Annotated in this window: 21 protein-coding genes, 1 rRNA gene and 1 pseudogene; 13 read left to right on the plus strand and 10 right to left on the minus strand. The window is 42.2% G+C overall.

Annotation, left to right across the window (positions count from 1 at the left end):
- From KXD37_RS22320 to dnaA, 8 genes are all read right to left on the minus strand, one after another.
- A 16S ribosomal RNA gene (locus KXD37_RS22320) occupies window positions 1-126 on the minus strand; the annotation flags it as partial.
- Window positions 127-412: 286 nt separating this feature from the next.
- Window positions 413-2,884, minus strand: coding sequence for a DNA topoisomerase (ATP-hydrolyzing) subunit A (gyrA, locus tag KXD37_RS22325; RefSeq protein ID WP_024123585.1), 2,472 nt, complete (start codon window positions 2,882-2,884; stop codon window positions 413-415).
- Window positions 2,885-3,095: 211 nt separating this feature from the next.
- Entirely contained in the window at window positions 3,096-5,012 is a 1,917-nt protein-coding gene (gene gyrB, locus KXD37_RS22330; RefSeq protein ID WP_254518329.1) for a DNA topoisomerase (ATP-hydrolyzing) subunit B, read from the minus strand.
- 55 nt (window positions 5,013-5,067) lie between these two features.
- On the minus strand, window positions 5,068-5,313 hold the full coding sequence (remB, locus tag KXD37_RS22335; protein ID WP_024123583.1) for an extracellular matrix regulator RemB: 246 nt from the start codon (window positions 5,311-5,313) through the stop codon (window positions 5,068-5,070).
- A 17-nt stretch (window positions 5,314-5,330) separates the two neighbouring features.
- The gene (gene recF, locus KXD37_RS22340) at window positions 5,331-6,443 is read right to left on the minus strand and encodes a DNA replication/repair protein RecF (protein WP_024123582.1); all 1,113 of its coding nucleotides are present in this window, start codon (window positions 6,441-6,443) and stop codon (window positions 5,331-5,333) included.
- A gap of 15 nt (window positions 6,444-6,458) precedes the next feature.
- Entirely contained in the window at window positions 6,459-6,674 is a 216-nt protein-coding gene (gene rlbA / locus KXD37_RS22345) for a ribosome maturation protein RlbA (protein ID WP_003219264.1), read from the minus strand.
- Window positions 6,675-6,805: 131 nt separating this feature from the next.
- On the minus strand, window positions 6,806-7,942 hold the full coding sequence (dnaN, locus tag KXD37_RS22350) for a DNA polymerase III subunit beta (RefSeq protein ID WP_024123581.1): 1,137 nt from the start codon (window positions 7,940-7,942) through the stop codon (window positions 6,806-6,808).
- Between the two features lie 191 nt (window positions 7,943-8,133).
- On the minus strand, window positions 8,134-9,474 hold the full coding sequence (gene dnaA / locus KXD37_RS22355) for a chromosomal replication initiator protein DnaA (protein WP_003242674.1): 1,341 nt from the start codon (window positions 9,472-9,474) through the stop codon (window positions 8,134-8,136).
- A gap of 632 nt (window positions 9,475-10,106) precedes the next feature.
- On the opposite strand from dnaA, the gene rpmH reads away from it, so the two are divergent.
- The 8 genes from rpmH to noc all read left to right on the plus strand — a co-directional run bounded on the left by rpmH (window position 10,107) and on the right by noc (window position 17,600).
- On the plus strand, window positions 10,107-10,241 hold the full coding sequence (rpmH, locus tag KXD37_RS22360) for a 50S ribosomal protein L34 (RefSeq protein WP_003178075.1): 135 nt from the start codon (window positions 10,107-10,109) through the stop codon (window positions 10,239-10,241).
- A 147-nt stretch (window positions 10,242-10,388) separates the two neighbouring features.
- Window positions 10,389-10,742 (plus strand): ribonuclease P protein component, encoded by a 354-nt coding sequence (gene rnpA / locus KXD37_RS22365; RefSeq protein ID WP_024123579.1) that lies wholly within the window; start codon window positions 10,389-10,391, stop codon window positions 10,740-10,742.
- Between the two features lie 141 nt (window positions 10,743-10,883).
- A complete protein-coding gene (gene spoIIIJ, locus KXD37_RS22370; RefSeq protein WP_081638392.1) occupies window positions 10,884-11,669 on the plus strand; it encodes a YidC family membrane integrase SpoIIIJ in 786 nt (261 codons plus the stop codon).
- The gene (jag, locus tag KXD37_RS22375) at window positions 11,666-12,292 is read left to right on the plus strand and encodes an RNA-binding cell elongation regulator Jag/EloR (RefSeq protein WP_106019926.1); all 627 of its coding nucleotides are present in this window, start codon (window positions 11,666-11,668) and stop codon (window positions 12,290-12,292) included. The genes spoIIIJ and jag overlap by 4 nt, the downstream gene beginning before the upstream one ends.
- A 315-nt stretch (window positions 12,293-12,607) precedes the next feature.
- Complete coding sequence (mnmE, locus tag KXD37_RS22380) at window positions 12,608-13,987, plus strand: tRNA uridine-5-carboxymethylaminomethyl(34) synthesis GTPase MnmE (protein WP_024123577.1); 1,380 nt, start codon at window positions 12,608-12,610, stop codon at window positions 13,985-13,987.
- Window positions 13,988-14,007: 20 nt separating this feature from the next.
- Entirely contained in the window at window positions 14,008-15,894 is a 1,887-nt protein-coding gene (gene mnmG, locus KXD37_RS22385; RefSeq protein ID WP_101859620.1) for a tRNA uridine-5-carboxymethylaminomethyl(34) synthesis enzyme MnmG, read from the plus strand.
- 13 nt (window positions 15,895-15,907) lie between these two features.
- The gene (rsmG, locus tag KXD37_RS22390; protein WP_024123575.1) at window positions 15,908-16,627 is read left to right on the plus strand and encodes a 16S rRNA (guanine(527)-N(7))-methyltransferase RsmG; all 720 of its coding nucleotides are present in this window, start codon (window positions 15,908-15,910) and stop codon (window positions 16,625-16,627) included.
- 121 nt (window positions 16,628-16,748) lie between these two features.
- Window positions 16,749-17,600 (plus strand): nucleoid occlusion protein, encoded by an 852-nt coding sequence (noc, locus tag KXD37_RS22395; RefSeq protein WP_003219249.1) that lies wholly within the window; start codon window positions 16,749-16,751, stop codon window positions 17,598-17,600.
- Window positions 17,601-17,644: 44 nt separating this feature from the next.
- Here noc and KXD37_RS22400 read toward each other — a convergent pair.
- Window positions 17,645-18,085, minus strand: a pseudogene (locus KXD37_RS22400) (PH domain-containing protein).
- 248 nt (window positions 18,086-18,333) lie between these two features.
- Here KXD37_RS22400 and soj point away from each other — a divergent pair.
- Both soj and spo0J read left to right on the plus strand, forming a co-directional pair.
- A complete protein-coding gene (gene soj, locus KXD37_RS22405) occupies window positions 18,334-19,095 on the plus strand; it encodes a sporulation initiation inhibitor protein Soj (protein ID WP_010332665.1) in 762 nt (253 codons plus the stop codon).
- A complete protein-coding gene (gene spo0J / locus KXD37_RS22410) occupies window positions 19,088-19,936 on the plus strand; it encodes a stage 0 sporulation protein Spo0J (RefSeq protein WP_044160288.1) in 849 nt (282 codons plus the stop codon). Before soj ends, spo0J begins: the two co-directional genes overlap by 8 nt.
- Before the next feature lie 38 nt (window positions 19,937-19,974).
- Here the strand turns inward: spo0J and yyaC are convergent, their stop codons facing one another.
- Window positions 19,975-20,592: a spore protease YyaC gene (gene yyaC / locus KXD37_RS22415; protein WP_044160286.1), complete on the minus strand. Its 618-nt coding sequence runs from the start codon at window positions 20,590-20,592 to the stop codon at window positions 19,975-19,977.
- A 511-nt stretch (window positions 20,593-21,103) separates the two neighbouring features.
- Between yyaC and KXD37_RS22420 the strand changes: the two genes are divergently transcribed.
- The 3 genes from KXD37_RS22420 (at window position 21,104) to KXD37_RS22430 (ending at window position 24,474) form a co-directional block, all read left to right on the plus strand.
- Window positions 21,104-22,120 (plus strand): hypothetical protein, encoded by a 1,017-nt coding sequence (locus KXD37_RS22420; RefSeq protein ID WP_254517980.1) that lies wholly within the window; start codon window positions 21,104-21,106, stop codon window positions 22,118-22,120.
- 93 nt (window positions 22,121-22,213) lie between these two features.
- Window positions 22,214-22,420, plus strand: a complete 207-nt coding sequence (locus KXD37_RS22425; RefSeq protein WP_024123568.1) for a DUF951 domain-containing protein — start codon at window positions 22,214-22,216, stop codon at window positions 22,418-22,420.
- A 50-nt stretch (window positions 22,421-22,470) separates the two neighbouring features.
- Window positions 22,471-24,474, plus strand: a complete 2,004-nt coding sequence (locus KXD37_RS22430) for a molybdopterin-dependent oxidoreductase (protein WP_127696200.1) — start codon at window positions 22,471-22,473, stop codon at window positions 24,472-24,474.
- The last annotated feature ends 89 nt before the right edge of the window (window positions 24,475-24,563 follow it).

A 24,563-nucleotide genomic window follows, 5' to 3' on the forward strand; every position in this document is an offset into this window, starting at 1 on the left:
TACCCACGTGTTACTCACCCGTCCGCCGCTAACATCAGGGAGCAAGCTCCCATCTGTCCGCTCGACTTGCATGTATTAGGCACGCCGCCAGCGTTCGTCCTGAGCCAGGATCAAACTCTCCGATAAAGTAGTTTGACTGACTACGCACATCGCTGTGCGATTTTATAATAAAACTTGAATTAACAGGTACGTTTTGTCTTGTTTAGTTTTCAAAGAACTTTGTGTGCCTCTCTCGAAGCGACTACTTAATAGTAACATTTTTAGTTAACTAGGTCAACACTTTTTTTAAAATGTTTTCATCTAGTAATGTCTATGTCTTTTAAAAGACAACAGAAATGATTATACCATAAATCTTCTCACTGTAAAGAGTTTTTGATATAAAAAAGCGCAGCTGGTATAGCTGCGCTTTTTCTTAACTTTCTTGTGTCTCTTCTTGCTCATTTTCTTCATTATCATCGTTTTTCTCAACTAATGCGACTGTGGCCACATGCTCTTGTTCCGCCATTCTGATGAGACGTACACCTTGAGTTACGCGTCCGGTAGTTGAGATATCATTGATATCCATTCTGATCAGTACACCGCTGGCAGTAATAATCATCAGATCCTCTTCACCTTTGGTAGCTTTCACCGCTACTAAATGGCCGTTGTTCTCCGTGATTTTACATGTTTTCAGTCCTTTTCCGCCTCGGCTCTGAGTTCTGTATTCTTCAGCCGGAGTTCGTTTACCGTAACCTTTCTCGGTCACGATAAGGACATCAGATTCTTCCTCTAATATTTCCATGCCGACGACAATATCGTCGTCAGTAAGGGTGATGCCTTTTACGCCTGCCGCTGTTCTTCCCATTTCCCTAACATCTGTTTCAGAGAAACGAATCAGCAAGCCGTTTTTCGTTCCGATGATGATTTGTTTTGTGCCGTCAGTAAGCCGGACACCCATTAATTCATCATCTTCACGCAGGCTCAGCGCAATTAAGCCGTTGTTACGGATATTAGCAAACTGAGACAGTGAAGTGCGTTTTGAAACCCCATGTTTTGTTGTGAAGAAGAGATAGAGATCTTCTTCGAATGCAGTGACTGGGATTATTGCGTTAATCCATTCACCTTTTTCTACCTCCAACAGATTGATAATCGGGATTCCCTTAGCGGTTCTACCGTATTCAGGAATTTCATACCCTTTTGAACGATACACTTTCCCTTTGTTGGAGAAGAAGAGAATCGTGTCATGTGTTGAAGTAGAAATCAGATGTTCAACGAAATCATCTTCGTTTGTCCCCATTCCCTGAACGCCTTTTCCTCCGCGCTTTTGACTGCGGTAAGTCGAAGCAGGCAGACGTTTGATATATCCGTTATGCGTCAGAGTGACAACGATGTTTTCTCTTTCGATGAGATCTTCATCTTCAATTGTTTCAAGGCCGGCAGTAACAATCTCAGTGCGTCTTTCATCGTTGAAACGCTCTTTAATTTCTGTGAGCTCTTCACGGATGATCTCAAGCACTTTTTCTTCATTGGCCAAGATTTCTTTAAGCTCTGCAATTAATTTAATAAGGGATTGGTATTCTTCTTCAATCTTTTCTCGTTCCAACCCTGTTAAACGCTGGAGCCTCATGTCTAGAATAGCTTGGGCTTGTTTTTCGGTCAGCGAGAATTGTTCAATTAACCCTGTTCTCGCAATTTCAGCCGTTTGAGAGTTGCGGATAAGGGAAATAACTGCATCAAGATGATCGAGGGCAATCCTTAATCCTTCCAAGATATGCGCTCTTGCCTCTGCTTTACGCAATTCATAAGCAGTACGGCGTCTGATAACGACTTTTTGGTGATCTAGATAATGCACCAGGCATTGCTTTAAATTTAATACCTTCGGCTCACCGTCAACAAGCGCCAGCATGTTAATCCCGAAGGAAGTTTGCAGGGCCGTTTGTTTGTAAAGATTGTTCAGGATAACATGCGCATTGGCATCTCGTCTGATTTCAATGACAATCCGCATACCGTTACGGTCAGATTCATCACGCAAATCAGTTATTCCTTCAATTTTCTTATCTCTGACAAGATCAGCAATCTTCTCAATTAGACGCGCTTTATTCACCTGATAAGGGAGTTCTGTTACTAAAATTCTTTCTTTCCCTGATGAAGTTTCTTCAATTTCTGCTTTTGCCCTAATCGTAATAGAACCTCTTCCGGATTCATATGCCTTGCGAATTCCGCTTCTGCCTAAAATTTGTCCGGCAGTCGGGAAATCCGGTCCAGGAATGAATTCCATCAGCTCTTGGATTGTTATGTCCTTGTTCTCGCTTACGGCAAGCACTCCGTCAATAATTTCTCCAAGCTGGTGCGGCGGTATATTTGTAGCCATTCCGACTGCAATACCGGCTGCTCCATTTACAAGCAGGTTTGGGAATCTTGACGGCATGACAACAGGTTCTCTCTCTGAACCATCATAGTTATCTTGATAATCAATCGTGTCTTTTGTGATGTCTCGCAGAATTTCCATGGCGATCTTAGACATTCTGGCTTCGGTGTACCGCATCGCAGCGGCTGAGTCTCCGTCTACAGAACCAAAGTTTCCGTGACCGTCCACCAGCATATAACGGTAGTTGAAATCCTGCGCCATTCTGACCATAGATTCATATACCGCTGAATCACCGTGAGGATGGTATTTCCCGATAACTTCTCCGACGATACGAGCCGATTTTTTATACGGCTTGTCACTCGTCATGCCTAAATCATTCATCGCGTATAAAATCCGTCTGTGAACCGGTTTTAAACCGTCACGCACATCCGGAAGCGCCCGGGATACGATAACGCTCATCGCATAATCCAAAAAGGACGTGCGCATTTCCTGACTGATATTTATTTCACGAACTTTTGGTGTGTTTTGTTCACTCATTAAAAAACCTCCCTGAAGTATCACATGAAATTATGTGGGAGTAGATTGTCCATTATGATCTTCAATACGATTTCACTATTCTCCATTATATCAATAAACTTATACTTATACACATTAAATTACTAGAATATATAGGTTTTACAAGAATTCCTGTGTCCTGTCCCGTTCAGAAAAAAGCCTTATTTCTTATTGGAAATAAGGCTTTTTATTATTAGATATCGAGATTTTTCACGTATCTCGCATTTGCTTCTATGAAATTTCTGCGCGGTTCTACTTTGTCTCCCATCAGCATTTCGAAAGTTTCATCCGCATCCATTGCATCCTCTAGAGTCACCTGCAGAAGCGTTCTTGAGCCCGGGTCCATTGTTGTCTCCCAAAGCTGGGTGGCATTCATTTCACCTAGACCTTTGTAACGCTGCAATCCAGGCTTAGGCGTTTGAGGAAGAGTTTGCAACAATTCCTCAAGCTGCTTGTCATTGTATGCATATTCAACACGTTTACCCTGCTGGACTTTGTAGAGCGGCGGCTGCGCGATGTACACGTAGCCATTTTCGATAATCTGACGCATATATCTGTAAAAGAACGTCAACAGCAATGTTCTGATGTGCGCGCCGTCAACGTCGGCATCTGTCATAATGACGACTTTGTGATAACGGGCTTTTTCCAAGTTGAAATCTTCCCCGATACCTGTGCCGAGTGCAGTAATCATAGAACGAACTTCGTTGTTAGAAAGAATTTTATCAAGCCTTGCTTTTTCAACGTTTAGGATTTTACCTCTTAGCGGCAAAATGGCTTGGAAATGCCTGTCACGTCCCTGTTTTGCAGATCCTCCGGCAGAGTCACCCTCTACGATATATAACTCGGAGATGCTCGGGTCTTTCGAAGAGCAGTCCGCTAATTTACCGGGAAGGTTTGAAATCTCCAAAGCGCTTTTGCGGCGCGTTAATTCACGCGCTTTTTTCGCAGCCATTCTTGCTCTTGCTGCCATTAAACCTTTGTCAACGATTTTTTTTGCCGCATCTGGATTTTCCAGCATAAATGTTTCCAACGCCGCAGAAAATAACGTATCTGTGATCGTCCGCGCCTCTGAGTTGCCTAGTTTTGTTTTCGTTTGGCCTTCGAACTGCGGATCCGGGTGTTTGATCGAGATAATCGCGGTAAGCCCTTCTCTCACATCATCTCCGCTTAAGTTTGGATCATTTTCTTTTATGAGTCCTTTTTTTCTGGCGTAATCATTGATGACACGAGTCAGCCCCGTTTTAAAACCAGCTTCGTGGGTACCGCCTTCGTACGTGTTGATATTGTTTGTAAATGAGTAAATATTGCTTGTGTAGCTGTCATTGTATTGCAGAGCGACTTCAACCGTAATGCCGTCCTTTTCGCCTTCAATATAAATCGGCTCTTCATGGACAACTTCTTTGGAGCGGTTTAAATACTCTACATAGCTTTTAATTCCGCCTTCGTAATGATACTCATTTTTGCGCTCTTGGCCTTCACGTTTATCTTCAATCGTGATGTTTACGCCTTTTGTCAAAAAGGCTAATTCGCGAACACGGTTAGCAAGCAGATCATATTCATACTCAGTTGTTTCCGTGAAGATTTCAGGATCTGGAACAAAGTGTGTAGTCGTTCCTGTATGATCCGTTTCGCCAATAACTTCAAGATCAGAAACCGGGACACCGCGGTTATAGATTTGGCGATGGATTTTTCCGTCACGGTGAACAGTCACATCAAGCTCTGTTGATAACGCGTTAACGACCGAGGCACCTACACCGTGCAAACCTCCGGACACTTTATATCCGCTTCCGTCAAATTTTCCGCCGGCGTGAAGCACAGTCATAATGACTTCAACCGCAGGACGACCCATTTTCTCATGAATACCGACTGGAATCCCGCGGCCATTATCAATTACCGTAATGCTGTTGTCTTTTTCAATTTGGATATTGATATCTGTACAATAACCGGCCAGGGCTTCGTCAATACTATTGTCGACAATTTCCCATACCAGATGGTGAAGGCCTTTACTGTTGGTTGAACCGATGTACATCCCCGGTCTTTTACGAACAGCTTCCAATCCTTCTAGTACCTGTATCTGATTTTCATCATAACTATTTTGCTGCTGTTCCATAGCCACGTTATTCACCTACACTTTTCTTAAACAATATATTCGTTATAAAAAATCACTAAGAATCTATTTCAACCATAAATTGCGCACGTTTTTTTAATGTGCTGGAAGATAAGGGAGAGTAATATATATTCTGAACCGTGACTACGATAGATTTGGGTGTGCCGTTTACGGAAGGCACCAGCTTGTGTTTCTGTTTTTCCAGAAATTCTTCAACAATTGGCGACATGTTGGCTTTAAAATCAAAAATGCCAATAATATCGCGTGTTGAAACCACAAAATCATCACCTAAATGAATATACAATTGCCCACCTCATTTCTTCACTTCACTAACGTACCGTTTTGCACACGGAACATTCCTGCTTGCCGTAAGGTTTCGTGATCAATGCCATCAACGCTTGTCGTTGTGACAAACGTTTGTACACGGCCCTGGATGGTATGAAGCAAGTGCGATTGGCGATAATCATCCAGTTCACTCAGCACATCATCCAATAGTAAAATGGGATATTCTCCGATTTCTTCATGGATCAGGTCAATCTCAGCCAGCTTAAGGGATAATGCCGTCGTCCGCTGCTGTCCTTGAGACCCATACGTCTGCACATCGCGTCCGTTCACATAGAAAAGAACATCATCCCGATGAGGTCCAGACAGCGTGACGCCGCGCTCGATTTCTTTTTCTCTTAATTTAGAAAACGCTTCTTGATAGCTATCTCCTATTTTCGACAAGTCTTCAGGATCTGATACCTCAAGCGCCGTATGGTACTTCAGCGTCAATTCCTCAAGCCCTCTTGAGATGCCCGAATGGATAGGCTGCGCCCATTTTTCGAGCTGTGCCGTGAACTGCAGACGTTTTACGACGACTTTTGCGGCAACTTCAATAAGCTGATCAGTCAGAACATCAAGCATTGTTCTGTCAGTTTGTTTTCTTGTTTGCAGCTGTTTCAAAAAATGATTTCGCTGGGAAAGAATCTTCTGGTAAAGAGAAAGGTCATACAGGTAGACGGGAGAAACTTGGCCGATTTCCATGTCAAGAAATCTCCGTCTCACTTGAGGGCTTCCCTTTACAAGGTTTAAATCTTCCGGTGCAAACATGATGGTGTTGAGGGCGCCGACATACTGGCTGAGCTTTTGCTGTTCGATATGATTGACCTTGCCCTTTTTACCCTTTTTGGAGATGACGAGCTGCATCGGGATCGCCCCGTTTTGCTTCATCACTCTTCCCTCTATTTTAGCATAGTCTTTGTCCCACCGGATAAGTTCTTTGTCATTTGAAGTCCGATGCGATTTTGCCATGGACAAGACATAGATCGCTTCCATGAGGTTTGTTTTCCCCTGAGCATTTTCTCCAATGATCACATTTACTTTATTTTCAAATTGAAGTTCAGCATGTTCATAGTTGCGGTAAGATGTCAGTTCTAAGTTCTGGATATACAATCAGTGTCACCCGCTTTAATTGACGACTTGAAATGAACCAAATCCTTCAATCTCTACCACATCTCCAACATACAGCTTTCTGCCGCGGCGATTGTCCGGCTCATTGTTCACAAGCACTTCATGCTCGCTCAAAAACCACTTTGCCATGCCGCCTGACTGAATCACATCGGCTAATTTCAGAAATTGCCCGAGTGTAATCATCTCTGTATCAATAGAAATCGGATTTGCCATTATATCGACCTCTTTCAAATATCACTAATATCTAATTGTACTAAAAAAAAACGAATTAGGGAAAGGGAAAACTTGACGGAGCAGATTACGAATAGAAAAGCTGCCGAGCAGGTCGGCAGCCGTATATCGGATTAATAGGTTCTGACAGGGAGGATAAGCTGTACGATTGTTTCATCATTCGGCGTGCGAATTAAGAAAGGTCTCATAGCTCCTGTAAAGCTTACACGTATCTCTGCTCCTTCAAGCACCTTTAATGCATCCAGCATATATTTTGGACTAAATGAGATATTTAATTCCTCACCCTCGATTTGATCCGCAAGAACCGCTTCCACCACTTTTCCGATTTCAGGTGAATTAGAAGAAATCTCAATTGATTCAGCAGGTTTTGCAGAAAGCTTCACCACGTTATTGCGTCCTTCTCTGGCTAATAAAGATGCACGATCAATCGCCTGAAGGAATTCTTTTGTGTTCACAATGATTTCTGTCTTGCTCTCTTGCGGAATAAGGCTGGTTGTATCCGGATAATTTCCATCCAGCAGGCGTGAGAAGAACAAGACGTTTTTTGCTTTAAACAGAACCTGGGTTTCTGTAATGACGATATCTACAAGTTCTTGGTTGTCATCCAAAATCTTGCTGAGTTCAGTTAAGCTCTTACCCGGAATCACGACGTTATAGGATCTGTCTTCTGAAATATCAAGTTTCGCTTTTCTTAAAGCTAAACGGTGGCTATCCGTTGCAGTGCATAATAATTCACTTTTCTCCACTTTCCAGTTTACACCTGTCAAGATAGGGCGTGTTTCTGAGGTGGACACCGCAAACACTGTTTGTCTAATTAGGTTTTTTAATAAATCCGTAGGAATCTGAATCGCATGATGCTCTTCAATCTGCGGCAAGTGCGGATACTCATCGGCATCAAGCCCATTTAGGTTAAATTCGGCTTTTCCAGAGCGGATAATCGTCAGATATTGATTTTGCACTTCGATTTCTACAGTTGCCATCGGGAGTTTTTTTACAATCTCACTAAAGAAGCGGGCTTGTAATACAATGCTGCCTGGCTGTTCAATCGTAACGATTTCTTTATCTCCTTCTTCTTTTGGAATAAAAGACTCGATGGAAATATCTGAATCGCTTCCAGTAAAAGATACCCCTTCATCTGAGGCAACGATCTTAATACCGGTCAAAATCGGAATTGTAGTTCTGGATGAAACTGCTTTTAATACATCTTGGACACTTTCAACAAGACGATCTTTTTGAATCGTAAATTTCATTTTTATCCTCCTAACGGATAATGTTTAATATATATATTTTTTTAAAAAAAGTAGTAGAAGTAATAGTAGGGCTTGTGGATTTGTGGATAAGTTGTGAAAAAGACAGGAAACACAGCCTATCCACATGTGGACAGACTGTGCATGACTTTAGAAAAGTTATTCACACTTCTCCCGATTTATCCCCGGCCCTATTATTTAAGCTGTTCCTTAATTTCTTTTACATGCTGCTGAAGCTGTTCATCATCTGCCAGCAGTTTTGAAATTTTTTCATGCGCATGAATAACGGTTGTATGGTCACGTCCTCCGAATTCCTCTCCGATTTTAGGGAGAGAGGAGTCAGTCATTTCTCTCGATAAGTACATAGCGATTTGACGCGGGAATGCTACCGATTTTGTCCGTTTTTTTGCTTTGAAATCCTCAAGCTTAATATTGAATTGCTGGCCTACTACTCTCTGAATTTCTTTTATTGTAATCACTTTCGGTTTTGAGGAAGGAATAATATCTTTTAATGCCTCAGCGGCCAGATCGGCATTAATATCTTTATTAATTAAAGATGAATAAGCAACGACCCTGATTAACGCCCCTTCCAGCTCCCGAATGTTGCTGTCGATTTGATTTGCGATATAAAGCATAACCTCGTTCGGAATATCCAAGCCTTCCGCTTTGGCTTTTTTTCTTAAAATCGCAATTCTCGTTTCTAAATCAGGAGGCGTGATATCTGTAATCAGACCCCATTCAAATCGTGAACGCAATCTGTCTTCAAGTGTCGGAATTTCTTTAGGCGGTCTATCACTTGAAATGACGATTTGTTTGCTTTCTTCGTGCAGCGTGTTAAAAGTATGGAAAAATTCTTCTTGCGTTTGTTCTTTCCCGGCTAAAAATTGAATATCATCTATCAAAAGCACATCAACATTTCGGTAGCGATTGCGAAAATCAACTGCTTTATTATCTCGAATAGAGTTGATGAACTCGTTAGTAAATTTCTCAGAAGACAGATAAACCACTTTGGCAGAAGGATTATGATCTATTACATAATGGCCGATCGCATGCATTAAGTGTGTTTTCCCTAAGCCAACGCCCCCATAGATAAATAAAGGGTTGTATGCTTTTGCAGGTGCTTCCGCTACTGCCAGGGAAGCTGCGTGAGCGAATCGGTTTCCAGATCCGATGACAAAAGTATCAAATGTATATTTTGGGTTGAGCATATTTTGAGGAAAATCAGATGTATCTTCTTTTACCGCTTTTTTGACTTGCGGTTTTGGCATAAAGTCTTCGACATCTTGATTTTGAGGAATGACAAACTTAATGCTCAATTCTTCCCCGGTTAATTCATATATAGTATCTGCAATGAGATGCAAGTATCTGGACTCCAGCCAGTCTCTGGCAAATTCATTAGGAGCGGTAATTGTTAATGTATCTCCTTGCAGTGAGTGGGCTTTCGTTGATTTCATCCAAGTCTCGAAACTCGGTTTGCTCAATTTTTTTTCGATTTGAGCAAGGGCTTGGTTCCACAGGTCTAATATATTTTCCATCTTCCGGCACGTCCCTCCTTTTCTAAGAAAATAACGTCTTTTCCTGTTATAGAACACAAAAAAAGAGCAAATGGCGGTAACCATTCGTACACATTAAATGTTGAGAACATATAATATAGTAGATAAATAGCTTTTCGACAAATTTCACAACTTGTGGACAACTTTCTACACATGCTGTGTGAAATCAATCCACAAGTTATCCACAGTTTGTGGATAATGAGTGAAAGCAAGATTAGTAATCAAGAGTTAAAACACAAATATAATACCAAATTAAACGAGAGCTTGCAATGGTTGTCACAATCTTATCCACAAAGCGGACAACCTGTTGAAAAAAATTTGTCCACAGGGGTTGGCGGTGTGAAAATGTTGTCGATAACCTTTGTGGATATTGAAAAAAGGGGAAAAAGATATCCACATCGCGTATTTTCAGCTCAGAATGTTAATTGAATCAGGACTTTTTTTTTCGTTAATTTCAGGAATCTGAAAAATAAGGTTTCGAAAGTCGAGAAGGTATGGTATCCTATTATGGTTGCAAGAAACAAAAGCACTAGTGAAGTTGACAATGAATAGGTAACGCAAATATAATAAGTAAGACTGTCTTTAACAGCTATTCCTCGAGGGAGGTGTCATAAATGAAAAGAACATTCCAACCGAATAACCGTAAACGCAGTAAAGTTCATGGCTTCAGAAGCCGTATGAGTTCAAAAAACGGTCGTCTAGTTTTAGCGCGCCGTCGCCGCAAAGGCAGAAAAGTATTATCAGCTTAGGCCACTGAATAATGTCAGTGGTCTTTTTTCACTTTAAGGGAAAAGATATATGTGATGTGTATGAGCAGGGGGATCTCCCTGTCTCTGCGCATCTCATTTTCAAATAAAATTAAAAGTTTCTGCCAGCCAGTATCGGAGTGAGTCAATTTGAAGAAGCGAAATCGTTTAAAGAAAAATGAAGATTTTCAAAAAGTGTTCAAGCATGGCACATCAGTAGCGAATCGCCAGTTTGTCTTATATACGCTTGATCAGCCTGAAAACGATGAGCTGCGCGTTGGCCTTTCCGTCAGCAAAAAAATTGGCAATGCAGTAATGCGAAATCGGATAAAACGTTTGATCCGGCAAGCTTTTCTAGAAGAGAGAGACAGACTGAAGCAAAAGGATTACATTATTATTGCCAGAAAACCAGCAAGTCAGCTGACATTTGAGGAAACGAAAAAAAGTCTGCAGCATTTATTCAGGAAGGCCTCATTATATAAGAAAACTTCGTCAAAAAAGTAGATGCCACTGCTTTCTTAAAACTTTTAAAAGCGCTTCCTTTCTGGTTGATCAGAAAAAGACACCATTTAAAACTGAAAGATGCTAAAATACATACAAGTATGTTTTGTAATAAGAGAGTGTAAAGAATGATTATAGGAGGAAATGTTGTTGAAAAGGAGAATATGGTTGCTATTAAGTATGGTCGGCGTATTCATGCTATTGGCTGGATGCTCGAGTGTCAAAGAGCCGATCACTGCAGATAGTCCGCATTTTTGGGACAAGTACGTAGTATTTCCATTGTCTGAGCTCATTACGTATGTTGCGAAATTGACGGGAGACAACTATGGACTGTCAATTATTATTGTTACAATTTTAATCCGTTTATTAATTTTGCCGCTGATGATCAAGCAGCTGAGAAGCTCGAAAGCGATGCAGGCTTTACAGCCGGAAATGCAAAAGCTCAAAGAAAAATACAGCTCAAAGGATCAAAAAACGCAGCAAAAACTTCAGCAGGAAACAATGGCTTTATTTCAAAAGCATGGCGTCAACCCATTGGCAGGGTGTTTCCCGATTTTAATTCAAATGCCGATTTTAATCGGATTCTATCATGCGATCATGAGAACACAGGCGATTTCAGAGCACAGTTTCTTATGGTTTGACTTAGGAGAAAAAGATCCTTTCTATATTCTTCCGATTGTTGCCGGTGTTGCCACTTTCGTACAGCAAAAATTAATGATGGCGGGCAATGCGCAGCAAAATCCGCAAATGGCAATGATGCTTTGGATTATGCCGATTATGATCATTGTGTTTGCGATCAACTTCCCGGCGGCGCTTTCTCTTTATTGGGTAGTCGGTAACTTGTTTATGATTGCGCAAACTTTCCTCATTAAAGGGCCTGATATTAAAAAAGATCCTCAGCCGCAAAAAGCCGGAGGAAAGAAAAAGTGAGGAATGTGACTGCTGCAGGGCGAAATGTCGATGAAGCAGTACAGTCCGGATTACGAGAACTGCAATTAACGAAGGATGAAGTTGAAATTACCGTTATTGAAGAGGGAAACAAAGGTTTTCTTGGTATATTCGGCAAAAAGCCGGCAATCGTGAAGCTGGCTGAAAAATTTGATCCGATTCAGGAAACAAAGATGTATCTTGAAAGAATTGCCGAATCCATTGCCGGAAAGTCTGATGTGACTGTAAAAGAAAGCAAAAAGGCAGTGATTTTCCATATAACGGGTGAAAAAGCGGCATTGTTAATTGGAAAAAGAGGACAAACCTTAAATGCACTTCAAACTTTGACCCAGCTTGTCCTTAATCGTTATTCAGATCAGTATTTAAATGTGACGGTAGATGCAGAAAACTACCGTTTGAAAAGGAAAGAGACGCTGAGTCAGCTGGCTGTGAGACTGGCAGACCAGGTTTTGAAAACGAAAAAAGATGTTCATTTAGAACCGATGCCGTCCAGTGAAAGAAAAATCATTCATGATGCTCTTTCCAGATATGCAAATCAGCAGATCGAAACGTATTCAATGGGTGAAGGCGAAAATCGCCACCTCGTTATTTCCCAGAAAAGATAACAAAAAACCGAAGTCCGGTAAAAATCGGAGCTTCGGTTTTTTTGTATAGAAAAATCTATTTTTCCTTGTAATATCAAGCTTTTTCCGTTTAAGTTTTTCCTTTTTAGGTGTATCCTGTTGATAAAAAGGAAGTTCAGGAAATAAAATTAATTGTTATTCACATGTGGATAAGTTAAAGTAATAAGGGATGAATTTCTAAGTCTGTGGATAACACATCTTCCACTTCGAACCAAACTATGTTATCTTTTAGTTTTGGCATAATAAAATATTTTTTTATATAGATGAATGAGAGTATAGAAAAGAGAGGTGAACAACATGGATACAATTGCGGCCATTTCTACACCGATGGGAGAGGGTGCGATTGCTATTGTGCGGCTGAGCGGACCGGAAGCAATCCAGATCGCCGACAGAATGTATAAAGGGCCGAAAGGGAAAACGATCAGTTCGGTCGAATCACACACGATTCATTACGGCCATATTGTAGACAAACGTACGGATCGGGTCGTGGAGGAAGTAATGGTATCGGTGTTAAAAGCACCGAGAACTTTTACACGTGAAGATGTTATAGAAATAAACTGCCACGGGGGAATTGTGACAGTAAACCAAGTGCTCCAGCTCGCCTTAAGAGAGGGAGCGAGACTGGCGGAGCCTGGTGAATTCACGAAACGCGCGTTTTTAAATGGGCGAATCGACCTTTCACAGGCGGAAGCGGTGATGGACTTAATCAGAGCGAAAACGGATCGGGCAATGAACGTCGCTATGAATCAAATGGAAGGGCGTCTCTCTGCTTTGGTGCGCCGTTTACGCGATGATATTTTAGAAACGCTGGCCCATGTTGAGGTAAATATAGATTATCCGGAGTATGATGATGTAGAAGAAATGACACATCAGCTTTTAGTTGAAAAGGCAAGCTCCGTTAAAAAAGAAATTGAGGCGCTGCTTAGAACATCTGAGCAGGGCAAAATTTTGCGGGAAGGTCTTTCTACTGTCATTATCGGCCGTCCGAATGTCGGAAAGTCTTCTCTTCTTAACAGCCTGGTTCATGAGGCAAAAGCTATTGTTACCGATATTCCGGGTACGACACGGGATGTGATTGAGGAATACGTAAATGTAAGAGGTGTTCCGCTTCGTCTTGTTGATACTGCAGGTATTCGTGAAACAGAGGATATTGTTGAACGAATAGGTGTTGAACGCTCTCGTCAGGTTCTGAAGGAAGCAGACCTGATTTTACTTGTGCTTAATTATAGTGAAGAGCTTTCTGAAGAAGACGTGAAGCTTTTTGAAGCCGTTGAGGGAATGGACGTCATCGTCATTATGAATAAGACTGACCTCGAGGCGAAAATTGACATAGAACGTGTACGCGAGCTGGCCAATGGACGTCCTGTTGTAACGACATCTCTTCTAAAAGAAGAAGGCGTTAATGATTTGGAGGAAGCGATTCAATCGCTGTTCTATACAGGTGCTATTGAAAGCGGAGATTTAACGTATGTCAGCAATACACGCCATATTTCAATTTTACAGGAAGCAAAACGCGCCATTGAAGACGCGCTTAGCGGCATCGAACAGGATGTCCCGATCGACATGGTGCAGATTGATCTTACAAGATGCTGGGAGCTTCTGGGCGAAATCATTGGAGACGCTGTCCATGAAAGCTTAATTGATCAGCTCTTTTCACAGTTCTGTTTAGGAAAATAAATAAAGGAGGAACTAGAATCATGGGGTATGAAGCAGGCCAATACGATGTGATAGTGATTGGCGCCGGGCATGCCGGTGTTGAGGCTGCCCTCGCATCAGCACGTCAAGGCGCCAAAACGCTTGTCTTGACCATCAACTTAGATATGGTTGCGTTTATGCCATGTAATCCGTCTGTCGGCGGCCCTGCAAAAGGGATTGTCGTCCGCGAAATTGACGCGCTTGGCGGAGAAATGGGCAGAAATATTGATAAAACGCATATTCAAATGAGAATGCTGAATACAGGAAAAGGTCCTGCTGTCCGTGCGCTGCGTGCGCAAGCAGATAAATTCCAATATCAGCATGAAATGAAAAATACGCTTGAAAAAGAACCAAACTTAACGCTGCTGCAAGGAATTGTAGAGCGTCTGATCATTGAAGACGGCGAGTGCCGCGGTGTCATTACACAAACCGGTGCGAATTACCGCGCGAAAGCAGTTGTTATGACGACAGGAACATATTTGAGAGGACGTATCATTCTCGGTGATCTTTCTTACTCAAGCGGTCCGAACAACCAGCAGCCTTCTATTAAGCTTTCTGAGCATTTGGAAGAACTGGGCTTCGACCTTGTTCGTTTTAAAACAGGTACGCCGCCTCGCGTCAAAAGCGACACGATTGATTACAGCAAAACGGAAATTCAGCCTGGTGACGAAGTGCCTCGCGCTTTCTCATATGAAACAGTTGAATATATCACAGATCAGCTTCCTTGCTGGCTGACATATACGAGCCCTGAGACACATGAGATTATTGACAGCAACCTGCACCGTTCACCGATGTATTCCGGTATGATCAAAGGTACAGGTCCGAGATACTGCCCGTCAATTGAAGATAAAGTTGTTCGTTTTAATGATAAACCGCGTCATCAAATTTTCCTTGAGCCAGAAGGCAGAAATACGCAGGAAGTTTATGTTCAAGGTTTGTCTACCAGTCTTCCAGAGGACGTGCAGCAAAGAATGCTTGCAACGATTCCGGGTCTGGAAAACGTTCAAATGATGAGAGCCGGCTATGCGATTGAGTACGATGCGATTGTACCGACTCAGCTATGGCCGACGCTTGAAACGAAAAAAATTACCAATCTCTACACTGCCGGCCAAATTAACGGAACATCCGGTTATGAAGAAGCTGCGGGACAAGGCATTATGGCGGGAATCAATGCAGGACGAAAAGCGCTTGGAAAAGAAGAAGTGATTCTAAGCCGTTCTGACGCCTACATTGGTGTTCTCATTGATGACCTTGTGACGAAAGGGACAAATGAGCCATACCGTCTTTTGACATCTCGCGCTGAATACAGATTGCTTCTTCGTCATGACAATGCAGATCTGCGTCTGACAGAAATCGGCCACCGCATTGGATTGATTTCTGATGAGCGATTTGCGGCTTTTGAGAAGAAAAAAGCGGCGATCGAAGCGGAGAAAAAACGTCTGCATTCTGTGATTATCAAGCCGTCTCCAGAAAATCAAGAATATATCCGTTCTCTTGGCGGAAGCGAATTGAAAGATGGGGTACGCGGCACAGACTTGATGAAACGTCCTGAAATGAACTATGAAACTGTTACAAAACTGGCGCCGCCAGAAGTGCCGGTTCCTCAAGACGTGGCAGAACAAGTAGAAATCCAAGTGAAATATGAAGGATATATTGAAAAATCGCTTCAGCAAGTGGAAAAACTGAAGAAGATGGAAAACAAAAAAATCCCTGATCGAATTGATTATGACGCAATTAAGGGGATTGCAACCGAGGCTCGTCAAAAGCTGAAAAACGTACGGCCTTTGTCTGTTGCCCAAGCTTCCCGTATTTCCGGTGTGAATCCGGCAGACATTTCAATTCTATTGGTATATTTAGAGCAGGGCCGCATTGCGAAGATAGCCGAGTAGAAAGGATGACGGCATGAATATTGAAGAATTCACTTCTGGACTGGCGGAAAAAGGGATCTCCCTTTCTCCTCGTCAGCTGGAGCAATTTGAGCTGTATTACGATATGCTGGTTGAGTGGAATGAAAAAATCAATCTGACTTCGATTACAGAGAAAAAAGAAGTGTATCTGAAGCATTTTTATGATTCCATTACAGCTGCATTTTATGTCGACTTCAATCAGATGAATACGATTTGTGATGTCGGAGCGGGAGCGGGTTTTCCGAGTCTGCCGATTAAAATATGTTTTCCTCACCTTCATGTCACAATCGTAGATTCACTAAACAAACGAATAACGTTTTTAGAAAAGCTGTCTGAAGCTTTACAATTGGAGAATACGACATTTTGCCATGACAGAGCTGAAACATTCGGGCAACGGAAAGACGTAAGGGAAAGCTATGATATCGTGACAGCGCGAGCGGTTGCGAGACTATCTGTTTTAAGCGAGCTTTGTCTGCCTCTGGTTAAGAAAAACGGTTTATTTGTTGCTTTAAAAGCCGCATCTGCTGAAGAAGAATTAAATGCGGGGAAAAAAGCAATCACAACGCTTGGAGGAGAACTTGAGAATACCCATTCCTTTAAGCTGCCTATTGAAGAAAGCGATCGTAATATTATGGTGATACGCAAGATCAAAAATACACCTAAGAAGTATCCAAGAAAACCGGGAACTCCTAATAAATCGCCAATTGAAGGGTAATTTAGACAGCCTGATATGACAATACCATCATATTTTCTTCAAAATTAATGACGGTACAGCAGGAAAAACCATGAGAAAATAGAATTATAAAAATGGCAGTTTTTAAAGGTGGTGTAGGTACATGAAGCATTCATTCTCTCGTTTCTTCGGGCTTGGTGAGAAGGAACAGGAACCGGAGATTGCTGAACATGAGACAAACAAAGAAGAGATTCTGGAAATACCGGTAAATGCTATCGTTCCCAACCGTTTTCAGCCACGCACCATTTTCTCAGATGAAAAAATCAAAGAGTTAGCAATGACCATTCATACACACGGCATTATTCAGCCGATTGTTGTCAGGCATACAGAAGAAGAAGGCCAATACGAACTCATTGCAGGTGAAAGACGCTGGAGAGCGGTGCAATCGCTCGAGTGGGAAAAGATTCCGGCCATTATTAAGGATTTTTCCGACACGGAAACCGCTTCAGTGGCGTTAATTGAAAATTTGCAACGTGAGGAATTGTCTTCGATTGAGGAAGCGCATGCCTACGCAAGGCTCCTTGAGCTTCATGATTTAACACAGGAAGCACTGGCGCAGCGTTTAGGAAAAGGGCAGTCAACGATTGCGAACAAACTGCGGCTATTAAAGCTGCCTCAGCCGGTTCAAGACGCAATCATGGAGAAGAAAATCACAGAGCGTCATGCCAGAGCGCTGATTCCCCTGAAACAGCCTGAGCTCCAAGTCACACTGCTCACAGAGATAATTGAGAAAAGCTTAAATGTAAAGCAGACAGAAGACCGCGTGGTTAAAATGCTGGAGCAAGGCCAGAGAAAACCAAAGCCTAGACGCAAAGCGTTCAGCAGGGATACTAGAATTGCAATGAACACGATTCGCCAGTCACTGTCAATGGTTGAAGACAGCGGCGTAAAATTGAATACGGAAGAAGAGGAATTTGAAGAATATATTCAATTGACGATTCGCATACCAAAATAAAAGCTCTCCTGCTTGTCCAGGAGAGCTTTTTCGCTAAAAGGAAATTAATTACTTTTAGTTATGATTGTCATATTAGAATTCTTTTCTTTGAGCTTGTGGATAAATTCTTCCGTGTCTTGTGGAGAAATGACTGCATGTCCCCAGCCTCCCCGATAATAAATCGTAATCGCACGCCGTGAGCCAATAAGCCGAAAACCTGACCACAGCTTCTTTTGTTGAATCACTTTGTCGATTTTTTCGTAAGGAATTTGATGTTTGATCAATCCGGCTTTAATGATCAAACGGTGCTCCTTCAATACATATTTCAGATCAATGAAACTCCAAATGATGAGCACGTTGAAAAGAGTCAGCAGAACAAAAATGATTCAGCCGGATATCCTCATATGTCCCAGCACAAAAGGAACTATGGCATCTGCTTGTATCAGTAATATGAGAAACACAATCATAAGAGTAACGGGTGCATCTCTTTTTGTTTTGTAAACCATATGATCACCGTCCTGTTTGTACTTTCTGCATTGTAACTTCTTCTTTTTTTCTATTAGAAATCCCTTTTTTAAGTCAAAAAAACATATCAGTTTAAGAATTTATAAGAGAAAGCAATAAAGCGCTGATTTAATTTTCAAATATTCCCTTCTGATAAAAAACAAAATGATGAAAAAAGTGAAACGCTTTAATCTTTTTTTGATAAAATAGAAACATGACAGTACATGTTCATGTGAAAGTAGGTGACATCGTGGGAAAAATCATAGCAATTACGAACCAAAAAGGCGGAGTCGGAAAAACAACGACGTCTGTCAACCTTGGAGCATGCTTAGCTTACATAGGGAAAAGGGTTCTGCTGGTAGATATTGATCCGCAGGGGAATGCAACGAGCGGATTGGGGATTGAAAAAGCCGATGTAGATCAGTGTGTGTACGATATTTTAGTAGATGATGCAGATGTAATAGATATTATTAAAGCAACTTCAGTAGAGAATTTGGATGTGATTCCTGCGACGATACAGCTTGCAGGAGCTGAGATCGAGCTGGTTCCGACAATTTCAAGAGAAGTGAGACTTAAGAGAGCGCTTGAAGCAGTGAAGCAGAATTATGATTATATTATTATTGATTGTCCTCCGTCATTGGGATTGCTGACAATTAACGCGCTGACTGCTTCAGATTCAGTTGTGATTCCTGTACAGTGCGAATACTATGCCTTGGAGGGACTGAGCCAATTATTAAATACAGTACGTCTTGTGCAAAAGCATTTGAATACTGATTTAATGATTGAAGGCGTATTGCTGACGATGCTTGATGCCCGGACAAATCTTGGCATTCAAGTGATTGAAGAGGTGAAAAAATACTTTAGAGATAAAGTATATCAGACTGTTATTCCGCGTAATGTCCGTCTGAGTGAGGCACCGAGTCACGGTAAACCCATCATTTTATACGATCCGCGGTCAAGAGGTGCGGAAGTATATTTAGATTTAGCAAAGGAAGTGGCTGCGAATGGCTAAAGGCCTTGGAAAAGGGATTAATGCGTTGTTTAATCAGGTTGATTTGTCTGAAGAGACAGTTGAGGAAATCAAAGTTACCGATTTACGCCCTAATCCTTATCAGCCAAGAAAACACTTTGACGACGAAGCTCTAGCTGAGCTCAAAGAATCTGTGCTGCAGCATGGCATTCTCCAGCCGCTTATCGTCAGAAAATCTTTAAAAGGCTATGATATCGTTGCGGGTGAACGGCGCTTTCGGGCGGCAAAGCTTGCAGGTTTAGAAACAGTTCCAGCGATTGTCCGTGAATTATCAGAGGCGTTAATGAGAGAAATTGCTTTACTGGAAAACCTTCAGCGTGAGGATTTATCACCGCTGGAAGAGGCTCAGGCTTATGACTCTTTGCTCAAACACTTAGATGTCACGCAAGAGCAGCTTGCAAAACGTCTCGGAAAAAGCAGGCCGCATATTGCCAACCATTTAAGATTGCTGACATTGCCTGAGAACATTCAGCAGCTGATTGCGGAAGGCACGCTCTCTATGGGGCATGGCCGCACACTTCTTGGTTTGAAAAATAAAAACAAGCTTGAACCGCTTGTGCAAAAAGTGATTGCAGAACAGCTTAACGTTCGCCAGCTTGAGCAGCTGATTCAGCAACTAAATCAGAATGTTCCACGTGAAACAAAGAAAAAAGAGCCTGTAAAAGATGCGATTATCAAAGAACGGGAATCGTATCTCCAAAATTATTTTGGTACAACAGTAAATATTAAGAGACAAAAGAAAAAAGGCAAAATCGAAATTGAGTTTTTCTCCAACGAGGATCTTGAACGGATCTTAGAGCTCTTATCAGAACGTGAATCGTAATGAAAGAAAACCATCTCTATTGAAGATGGTTTTTTGTTTTATAATCGTCCTGTGAGTCTTTGCAGCGGACTAAGCCGTTCCTGCCTCCACTCTGTTCGATCTGTTAAACTCAGTCCTTCAGCAAGAACATTTGCCATATTCATGACCAAGTGAAGCCTTGTATTTTGTAAAACAAAGTACTCCATGAAACCGCTAACATTTACAATTCCATTCACATGGAGATCTCCTACCTCAGGAAGATCCTTCTGTACACCGGCACCAGGCTTTAGTGGGCCATCTCCGATCTGGAATGAACCTACGCTTTTCACACGCCCTAAGCATGCATCAACTGCTACAATAAATGGGTTTTTGTGTAATTTGTGAATTTCCATCAATTTGTCCTTCATGTTTACAGCATGCACAGGATCAGACAGAGTGCCGTAGACGTGGAATCTGGTGAGCTGCATCTGTTTGAGTTTCATTCCTACGAGCGGGCCTAATGAGTCACCAGTTGAACGGTCTGTTCCGATACAAACCACAACAATCGGTCTGCCGGCAGCTTTACGTAAGGATGAAGAAAGAATCGTTTGTATTTGTTTTGCTGCAGCTGTATCTGTATGTGAAACATATTGCTTTACTCGTTCCTGAGAAGAAAAAAGCCCGCCTTTTCGATTCATAGGTTTCACTTCCTTGTTAGATATCGGAATTGCTAGGGATGTGTTTTTTTGGTATGTAAGGTTGTTTACATTATATCCAGCAGTTAGGTTTTTTATGCTTTGTGTCTGTTTACGGATTTTTGGATACAAAGAGGAAAAGATAGAGGTTATTTACAAGTATTGTGCCGCAGCGCTTCAGGTGAAGCAAGATATGGTCTGCTGTTTTGGTAATGGAGGAATCATTAATATGCTTTGGAACACCTAATGGAGTTTACGATAAGATCGGAATAACTGAATGATTGAACATGATATCTTGGTGAAGAGCGTATAAAGGAATGGTAGGAAAGTGAAGGATGGGATTTTGTATTTTGACTGCCTGTTTAGGTGGTCTTTTTTTACGAGTATTTTGTATGATATTTTCACATTCAACCATTATTTTTTGTTTTCCTATGAAAATAGGCATTTTTATTATTAGCGCTCTATATAGTAACAATAACGGAAACAAGCTGAACTCTGTACTTATGAGGTGATAATGTTGTGGAGAGCCGGAATGAGGTGGATGCTGCTTATATTAGGCAGCCTGATCGGCGCCGGATATGCAAGCGGTCAGGAGATATGGCAGTTTTTTGGCGCAGAAAGCGGACTGGCTATTGTGCTGTTTACAGTGATGTTCATTTTCTCGTCTTATATTGTGATGAAAATCAGTTTTAAGGTTCAATCCACTCACTTTCTTCCGGTTCTTGAACATTTAATGGGACCGTGGCTGGCGAAAATTTATGATATTCTCATTGTCTTTTATTTATTTTCTACAACCATGGTGATGATCGCCGGAGGCGGAGTGACGCTGCAAATGTACAAGCTCCCTTTTTGGTGGGGAATTGCGCTGCTTTGCATCGTGACGGTGTGTTTGTTTTTCTGGGATGTGAAAGGGATTTTATCTGTGAATGGCATTTTAATTCCTATTTTAGTTGCCGGGCTGATGTATGCGTTATTTTCATTTCAGAGCACTCATCACCATACGTGGACGATAGATTTGAGCCGGCAGTATAACTGGCCTGCCAGCATTACGTTTACTTCTTTAAATATTCTTTCGGTTGTCGCGATTTTATCGTCTGTCGGGAAAGAAATGAAAGGGCTGGGGGAAGCTAAAATCGCCAGTGTGGCCAGCGGTCTTATTTTTGGCGTGATCTCTTTTGTATATAATGAAACGTTGGTAGAACTGGCTGGTTCCCTTTCTCAATTTGAAATTCCGCTGTTTGCCATTCTGGAGGGTGCCCCTTACCTTCTTTTTTTATGTATGACTGCGGTGCTGTGCCTTGCGATATATACGACGACGGTCGCTGGTTTATTCGGATTGTCCAGCCGGCTGATGGCTTTTCTCCACATGCCGAGATGGGTGATCGTATTGATTCTGTTAGTGTTAATGGTGCCTTTTACTTCTTTCGGTTTTTCCGATTTAATCGCTTTTTTGTATCCCATTTATGGAATGCTGAATCTTTATCTATTAGTTTGTTTGCTGCTATACCCTATTTTAAGTAAATGGAAATAAGAGGATTCCTTTCTTTTTGGGTATGATGATTGCTCTAATGATCAGTTTTTTTGTACAATAGATTCAGCAGTTTATGAAGAGAGGTGAAGGGTCTTGGCGGATAAAGACTTTGGCCTGAATGATATTGTAGAAATGAAGAAACCGCACCCATGCGGAGCAAACAGATGGAAAATTATACGTATGGGAATGGATATTCGGATTAAATGTGAGGGTTGCTCTCACAGCGTGATGATTCCGAGAAAAGAATTTGAAAGAAAAGTAAAAAAAGTACTGGTCAAGCATGAGGAGCCTACTTCATAAAAAGGCTGACACTCATGCTTTTTCATATAGAAGGTAAGGAGAAGACGGCGATGAGCAAAGTGCATCAGTCAGCATGCCCTCTGAATTGCTGGGACAGCTGCGGTTTTGTGGTGACTGTTGATGACGGAAAGGTAACAAAAGTGGACGGAGATCCAAACCATCCGATTACGGAAGGGAAAATCTGCGGCCGCGGCAGAATGCTAGAGACGAAAACAAATTCGCCTGATCGGCTTCGTTATCCGATGAAAAAACAAAATGGCGAGTTTGTGCGGATTTCCTGGGAGCAGGCTCTTGATGAAATTGCCGATAAACTTCGGGACATTCAGGAGACGTCAGAAACAACAGCAGTTTTGCACAGCCATGATTATGCCAATAACGGTTTATTAAAAGCGCTAGATCAGCGTTTTTTTAATGCGTATGGCGGTGTGACTGAGATTGTCGGAAGCATTTGCTGGGGCTCGGGTATAGAGGCGCAAAGCTGGGATTTCGGCCGGTCGTATGGGCACGGGCCGCTTGATATTTACAACAGCAAACACGTCGTTGTGTGGGGCAGAAATGTATCAAGGACAAATATGCACCTTTATCACCATTTGCAGCAGGTAAAGAAAAAGGGCGCAACACTGACGGTGATTGATCCGATTTTTAATCCGACTGCAAAACTGGCTGACCGTTATATTTCTGTAAAGCCGGGAATGGATGGCTGGCTTGCCGCGGCTGTTTTGAAGGTTCTGATCGAGACGGGAAGAACGGATGAGGATTTTATTTCTCAGCATTCTGTCGGGTTTGATGATGTAAAAGAGCTTTTGAGCACGGTTTCTTTCGAGGAGTTTACTGCGAAAACAGAAACTACGATGGAAGAGCTGGAGTTTCTTGCAGGTCTGTATGCGGATGGTCCGGTGTCTACTTTTATGGGGCTTGGTATGCAGCGGTATAAAAATGGCGGCGGGACGATTCGCTGGATTGATGCGCTTGTTGCGGCAAGCGGAAACGTTGGTATTAAAGGCGGCGGCGCAAATTTTGGCAATGTCCAGATTGGTGAAAGTTTTGCAAAAACGAAGCTGACGCTGCCGGAATTAAAAACGACATCACGTTCTTTTTCAATGATGACACAGGCTGAAGAGGTTTTAACCGCTGATGATCCTGCGATCGAGATGATTATCGTGACATGCGGGAACCCGCTGACTCAGGTGCCAAACACAAATAAAGTAAGACGGGCGTTTGAAAAGGTTCCGGTGACAGTAGCGATTGATTCCATCATGACCGATACGGCAAAGCTGTGCGACTATGTTTTGCCGACTGCCACTGTTTTTGAAGAAGAGGATATTTATTATTCCAGTATGTACCATCATTATGTTCAGTATGGGAAGAAGCTGGTGGAACCGCAGGGCGAAGCGAAGTCAGACAGATGGATATGGTCAGAGCTTGCAAAGCGCCTTGGATTTGGAGAGCTTTTTGAACACAGTACTGAAGAACTTTTGGAGATGGGGCTTTCTTCATTGGAGGCAGACGGTGTAACGCTTGAGCACTTGAAAGAAAAAGGCCATCTGCCGCTTCCGGTTAAACAGGTGCCGTGGGAAGACTTTACGTTTCTGACGCCAAGCGGAAAATTTGAGTTTACCTCTTCTTTAGCTGAAGAAAAAGGATTTAGCGGTGCACTTCAATTGGAAGTGCCTGAGGAGTCTGTTTACCATAACGAAGAACTTGCCGAAAAATACCCTTACACGCTTTTGTCCATTCATCCGCAGCGCTCTAATCATTCACAGCATGTTCCGTTCATCGAGAAGCTTCAGCACATACAGGTCGATATTTCTTCAGATATAGCGGCTGAGCGGGATCTTCAGGATGGAGACGAGGTTGTCATTTTCAATGATCGGGGCCGTTTGAATGGTAAAGTTAAAGTGATGAAACAGGCTCATCCGAAGACGATAAATGTAGATGAAGGCATGTGGGCGGCTTTTGGCGGCTCCGTCAATACGCTGACAAATGATACAAATTCTGATAATGGAATGGGAAGTACGCTTTTTGACTGTTTAGTGGGCTTGAAAAAAGCATAATGAGAGGGTTCAGCAGGCTGAAAATGCTTTTTTGTCAGCTTGTCTTTTCCAGTGAACCTCCTTATAATTGCTCTAGGTTCAAAATACGT

Origin of the sequence: Bacillus sp. XT-2 (assembly GCF_025696525.1) — a bacterium.
GTDB lineage: Bacteria > Bacillota > Bacilli > Bacillales > Bacillaceae > Bacillus > Bacillus halotolerans.

Bases quoted from the DNA above. Each gene is read 5' to 3' on its own strand.
- gyrA (WP_024123585.1), bottom strand. From the start codon at position 2,884: ATGAGTGAACAAAACACACCAAAAGTTCGTGAAATAAATATCAGTCAG.
- gyrB (WP_254518329.1), bottom strand. From the start codon at position 5,012: ATGGAACAGCAGCAAAATAGTTATGATGAAAATCAGATACAGGTACTA.
- rlbA (WP_003219264.1), bottom strand. From the start codon at position 6,674: ATGGCAAATCCGATTTCTATTGATACAGAGATGATTACACTCGGGCAA.
- dnaN (WP_024123581.1), bottom strand. From the start codon at position 7,942: ATGAAATTTACGATTCAAAAAGATCGTCTTGTTGAAAGTGTCCAAGAT.
- dnaA (WP_003242674.1), bottom strand. From the start codon at position 9,474: ATGGAAAATATATTAGACCTGTGGAACCAAGCCCTTGCTCAAATCGAA.
- rpmH (WP_003178075.1), top strand. From the start codon at position 10,107: ATGAAAAGAACATTCCAACCGAATAACCGTAAACGCAGTAAAGTTCAT.
- spoIIIJ (WP_081638392.1), top strand. From the start codon at position 10,884: ATGTTGTTGAAAAGGAGAATATGGTTGCTATTAAGTATGGTCGGCGTA.
- mnmE (WP_024123577.1), top strand. From the start codon at position 12,608: ATGGATACAATTGCGGCCATTTCTACACCGATGGGAGAGGGTGCGATT.
- mnmG (WP_101859620.1), top strand. From the start codon at position 14,008: ATGGGGTATGAAGCAGGCCAATACGATGTGATAGTGATTGGCGCCGGG.
- rsmG (WP_024123575.1), top strand. From the start codon at position 15,908: ATGAATATTGAAGAATTCACTTCTGGACTGGCGGAAAAAGGGATCTCC.
- noc (WP_003219249.1), top strand. From the start codon at position 16,749: ATGAAGCATTCATTCTCTCGTTTCTTCGGGCTTGGTGAGAAGGAACAG.
- spo0J (WP_044160288.1), top strand. From the start codon at position 19,088: ATGGCTAAAGGCCTTGGAAAAGGGATTAATGCGTTGTTTAATCAGGTT.
- yyaC (WP_044160286.1), bottom strand. From the start codon at position 20,592: ATGAATCGAAAAGGCGGGCTTTTTTCTTCTCAGGAACGAGTAAAGCAA.
- KXD37_RS22420 (WP_254517980.1), top strand. From the start codon at position 21,104: ATGTTGTGGAGAGCCGGAATGAGGTGGATGCTGCTTATATTAGGCAGC.
- KXD37_RS22430 (WP_127696200.1), top strand. From the start codon at position 22,471: ATGAGCAAAGTGCATCAGTCAGCATGCCCTCTGAATTGCTGGGACAGC.